Raw genomic sequence first — 4996 nt, forward strand, 5'->3', positions numbered from 1 at the left:
AATCAACCAACACGATGAGCCAATCTCTCCGTTAAATCACACGGCTATCTGTTCCAAATACCCTGACGACGGACAGGACTCCATCATGTCCTTCATCTCGCCTGAGAGCTTCGTGACGATCCTGTCGAGAGTGCGCCGAGCCCGTTCGACATGAAGTCGCCGTGCACGCCGCGCATCGTCCATCTTCTGCAGTCGAGTCATCACGCGATTGAACAAAAAGGCCAATTCACCAGCTTCGTCGCCGTGCTCCACATCGACCCGAGCGGAAAGGTTGACGCGGCTATAGGCCAGTTCTTTAAGCGCCCCTTGCAAAACACCGGTTCCAAGTGTGGCCCCATGTTCAGCTGCATTCAGCCCAACAACTTCATCCTCTTCGGAAACCCGGAAGCCACCGCCAGGAAAGCCTGACCAAACCTTGTTGACGGACCAGATGACCGCGAACGCGACACCGAACGCCCAGGCAAAAATCGCTGCCGCACCGATGAATTGCACGAAAACCTGCTCCATTCGGCTGCCCGCAAGCAGATATTCAGGCCGGGCAAGGAAGGCGACCGCTATCGTCCCCCAAAAACCCGCGATCCCATGCACCGGTATCGCACCGATTGCATCATCCAGCTTGAAGGTGTTCTCCATCACACGCTGACCGTAAAAGGCAATTCCGGAACCGGTTGCACCAATCATAAGAGCGGACCAGACGGTCACGGCGTCACACCCGGCTGTGATTGAAACCAGACCTGCCAGCACCCCGTTAATGGAGTAGTCAGGTCGATAAAAGCCACTGTGGATCCGACCAAGGATCATCTGGACCATTCCACCAATTGCCCCTGCAACCATTGTATTTGCAATGATTTGGGCGAAGGTTGATGTCCCGGCTGTCGTTGAACCGCCATTGAACCCAATCCAGCCAACCCACAAAATAATACAGCCAACCGTCGCAAGGACGGCACTATGGCCATTGATCTCCCGCACCTCACCATTCTCAAACCGGCCAATACGGGGTCCGATGATGATGATGGCAGCCAAGGAGATCCATGCCCCTACGGAATGAACCACCGTCGAGCCGGCGAAATCCATGAAGCCCATCGAGGCAAGCCACGGCTCATTATCGCTGATCAGCAGACTGCCCCAAGCCCAATGCCCGGCAATCGGATAAATCAGAAGGCCCGTGGTTGCTGCCAAGATCATATAGCCTTCCAGTTTGACACGTTCGGCGGTCGCGCCGGAAATGATGGTCGCGGCAGTTCCGCAAAAAACCAGCTGAAATACGAAAAAGGTCAAGCCCCAGTCATCGAGACTGTCGAACATCATTAAGCTTGGGTCCCAACCGAAAAGTCCGTGCCAGCTGGTACCAAACATCAACATGTAGCCGACCGCACCAAACATCATCGTGGAAAAGATAAAGTCGGTAATGTTCTTCTGGGCGACGTTGATGGAGTTTTTCGATCGCACCAAGCCACTTTCAAGGAACAAGAAACCAGCTTGCATGAAAAACACCAGTCCGGCGGCGATCATGGTCCAGACATGATCAAGGTTGCACTGCAGCGCGAACTGGCCCGATTGCGCCCACACACTAGATGTTCCAAGAAACAGTGCTGTCAAACTTCCCACAGCCAGACTTATTGATCGCATTGCTCGATCGCCCCCAAATCGCAAACAAAAGCAACGGAAGTTTTGGATCATTTGGTAAACAGGAGGTTCCTAATTTCGTCGTAAAATGCAAAGAATGGCTTTACGGCTGATTAAATTTTAAGCGTCACGCAATCTAAAGATACAACACAGGTTTGTTTGTTCTCAACTGGTTGTACAGCGTTGTCTGTTGGATGACAGATTCCTCTAAAGTCGGTTTCCAACTCATACACCTTTGTTTTCGAATTGGCGCGATTGATGCCCCACCTTGTTGCTTAAGTATACTCTTGGAGGAGTTGCCGGATCCGGGGACAATTTACCGAAGGAGAAAATTCAAGATCGGCCAACTGCTGTTGGGCCGCTGTTAACTCGTGAATTTCCCGATCAAACTGTCGTGTTGCTTAACCGAGTTTTCACCTATTTGCCGCAACGTAAGGCAATTAATTCGGGAAAATACGTATGCTCAATGAGGCTGCAAATATATGGATACGGGCGCTGGACGCTGCTCAAGTCAATATAACGATCGCTGACGCAACTCATCCTGAGCGCCCTCTGAAATATGTCAACCGCGCGTTTTGTGACACCACAGGATATACCGCAGAGGAAGTTGTCGGTCGCAGCTGCCGATTTTTGCAAGGCCCAAACACGTCCCAAAATACCATTGCTCAGATAAGGCAATCTCTGGATCGCGGAGAGGCGCTTGACGTTGAAATTCTGAACTACCGCCGTGATGGTTCTGAATTTTGGAATGCTCTATCTCTTACGCCAATTCGCGATGATGCAGACCATCTCACAGCAATAGTCGGTTTCCAAGTTGATGTGACTGAACGCAAAAAGGCCGACGAAGATCGTTTTCACGCTGCCAAAATGGAAGCGCTTGGACGTTTCTCTAGTGGGACTGCACATGAGGTCAACAGCTTGCTGCAACCCATCGTTTCGTTGCCTTCGCTGATTGCCCCTGCGCTGCCTGTCCATGCTGAAGAGGAACGCGAGTGGCTTGGCCTGATAGAACAACATGGTAAGTCAGCACGCCAATTGTTACGCAAACTTCTAAACTACGGTCGCAGGCATACCGACGAGGTGCGCGGCTTATTTGACCCATTGGATGCAATTCGCAAAGCGGCGGAACATCTAAAATCAATCCGCAACAATAAGGTAGAGTTAGTTCTTGATTGGCCATCCACAACTAGTGGGTTCGTTCACGGCGATAGTCAAAGTTTGCAACACAGCCTCATTGCAATCGGTGAAAATGCTTTCGAAGCTATGCCTGAGGGCGGGACACTTCAGCTTACCGCGAGTTTTTCGAATACCGCCGTTACCATATCCGTGGCTGATACCGGCCCTGGTGTAGACAATAGGTTGCGGCACAAGGTTTTCGAACCATTCTTCACCGGCAAGCCAATCGGGCAGGGCACGGGATTGGGGCTCGCACTCGCGTATTCCTACGTCACATCCATGGACGGAACGATTTCCCTTGTTAACAGGCGAGACTCCGGAGCCTGCTTCACAATCAATTTGCCGCTCGCCGCTTCTGAGCCGGTGCACTTAACCCAAGAAATTAACATCGCGTGAGACCTTGAACTATGGCCTGCATTTTAGTTGTTGACGACATTCTAGGTGTTCGAAAATCAATATCTGCGGGCCTAAAGCGCCTCAGCTTCACAGTGCTGGAAGCAAACAATGGTGTCGAAGCACTGGAGCTCGCAAAAGACAACCATATCGACCTTGTGATCACGGACATGTTAATGCCAGAGATGGATGGTGTCGATCTGATCGATCAACTGCGGGCCGCTCCAGGCAAAACGCCACGCATCCTCGCCATGTCCGGCGGAGGTACTTTCGTATCCAGTCAGGATGCACTGACCATTGCCCAGCAGAACGCCGATGCAGTGCTGGAAAAACCCTTTGACACAATAGAATTGTGCAATGTCGTTCAGGCCTTGCTCGGAAAGGATGCGGCATGAGTTTTCAGAACATGAAGATTCGTTGGAAAATAACACTTGGGATGCTTTTAGTCCTTTGTGCTGTCGTGGCCTTGGGTGGCAAAACTCTGTACTCGCTTGACAGGATCACAAACGCGTTCACTAGATATCAATCGGCTGCGCAACAGGCCGAGAAAGCAACTGCAATTAAGGCGGAAATTCAGACCTTCGTGGGACTTGCAAAGGAGTATGTTGCTCGCAACACTGTAGCTCGTTACGAAAAAACTCTCGAAGAATTCACGCGTCTATCAGACGTTGTTAGCGAAGTTGCATCAGGGAGCTCGGGCCGGTTTGCCAAAGCGGCAAGAGAGGCCCAATCACAACTCCAACCAGTGCTGACGGAATTCAAAGACTTCGCCGTGTACCGGCAACGCAGGAACGATGTGGTCGAAACCGAGCTTCCAGCACTCACAGACCAAATCTCAAGCCGGTTAGAAGACTGGACTGCCAAATCAAATTCTGAAGAGGAGCGGACCGCACTTCAACAGGGACTTTTGCATACACTAAGGGCAAAAGACCATATGAACCGGTATATGTTCCGCTTTGAGGTCGGTGAACTTGACCGAGCACGCAACTATCTCAGCGCCGCCGGGCAAGCCCTCACAAACACTGCGGCTCACAACCAAATCCCGGACATCGAAAGCGCCGCGGCAATGCTGGAAGAAGTGTCCAAAATCGTAGCGCAAGAACGAGCGGCTGTGGCCTCTCTCATCGATGTACGTGTAGGCGCCCTTTTGGACAGTGCCAAGGCAATGACCGAAGTGGCACACGCAATAGAAAAGGAGCAGTCCACTGCATTGCTTGGTGAAAAAGCAAGTGCGACCTTCACCGCTGTGGTCGTTTTTGTTGTGGCTTTGCTTTTTGCATCCGCAGCGATCATGCTGCTTGATCACAACGTTGCAAAGCCTTTGCGTAATATGGTGGGCCTTATGCGGCGGCTGGCCCGGGAAGATCCAGATGTCACAATTCCAACCCTTCTACGTCAAGACGAAGTTGGTGACATTGCACGAGCACTTGCAACGTTCGAAAAGGCGGGACGTGAACGGCGCGCGCTTGAAGCGGCCCAACTGGAGGGCCGGGCTCAGGCGCGCAAAAGGCAAGACGAGATGGACCAAATGGTGGCCATGTTTGGGAAGTCAGTCACACATGTTCTTAATAATATGCGCGAAGCATCAGAAGGTATGGGCACAGCCTCCGAAAGCATGCTGGAAGCTGCCAAAAACAACGTGACCCAAGCCGAGAATGTGTCCGACAGCGTCAACAGAACTGCAGAAAGCAGCCGGGGTGCGGCGGCGGCGGCCGAAGAAATGTTGTTCCCCGTCAGCGCCTATGGGTCCGGATAAGCTGATTGCTTAAGGGAGAGGTTTTGGCTCATCTTCACTGATCAG

Annotated in this window: 4 protein-coding genes; 3 read left to right on the forward strand and 1 reads right to left on the reverse strand. The window is 51.9% G+C overall.

Annotated elements, in window-relative coordinates:
- Positions 1 to 36: 36 nt before the first annotated feature.
- Positions 37 to 1629 carry an ammonium transporter gene (gene amt / locus RBB44_RS25330; RefSeq protein ID WP_306156183.1) on the reverse strand — a complete coding sequence of 531 codons (1593 nt, stop codon included), beginning with the start codon at positions 1627 to 1629 and terminating at the stop codon, positions 37 to 39.
- A gap of 456 nt (positions 1630 to 2085) precedes the next feature.
- Here amt and RBB44_RS25335 point away from each other — a divergent pair, with 456 nt between their 5' ends.
- The 3 genes from RBB44_RS25335 (at position 2086) to RBB44_RS25345 (ending at position 4951) form a co-directional block, all read left to right on the forward strand.
- Complete coding sequence (locus tag RBB44_RS25335) at positions 2086 to 3198, forward strand: PAS domain-containing protein (protein WP_306150596.1); 1113 nt, start codon at positions 2086 to 2088, stop codon at positions 3196 to 3198.
- An 11-nt stretch (positions 3199 to 3209) separates the two neighbouring features.
- Positions 3210 to 3590 carry a response regulator gene (locus RBB44_RS25340; protein ID WP_306150595.1) on the forward strand — a complete coding sequence of 127 codons (381 nt, stop codon included), beginning with the start codon at positions 3210 to 3212 and terminating at the stop codon, positions 3588 to 3590.
- Positions 3591 to 3967: 377 nt separating this feature from the next.
- Complete coding sequence (locus RBB44_RS25345) at positions 3968 to 4951, forward strand: HAMP domain-containing protein (RefSeq protein ID WP_306156184.1); 984 nt, start codon at positions 3968 to 3970, stop codon at positions 4949 to 4951.
- Positions 4952 to 4996: the final 45 nt, after the last annotated feature.

This window comes from Roseibium sp. MMSF_3247 (genome assembly GCF_030733765.1).
Classification (GTDB): domain Bacteria; phylum Pseudomonadota; class Alphaproteobacteria; order Rhizobiales; family Stappiaceae; genus Roseibium.

Coding starts and splice junctions, on each gene's coding strand:
- amt (WP_306156183.1), bottom strand. CDS start 1,629: ATGCGATCAATAAGTCTGGCTGTGGGAAGTTTGACAGCACTGTTTCTT.
- RBB44_RS25335 (WP_306150596.1), top strand. CDS start 2,086: ATGCTCAATGAGGCTGCAAATATATGGATACGGGCGCTGGACGCTGCT.
- RBB44_RS25340 (WP_306150595.1), top strand. CDS start 3,210: ATGGCCTGCATTTTAGTTGTTGACGACATTCTAGGTGTTCGAAAATCA.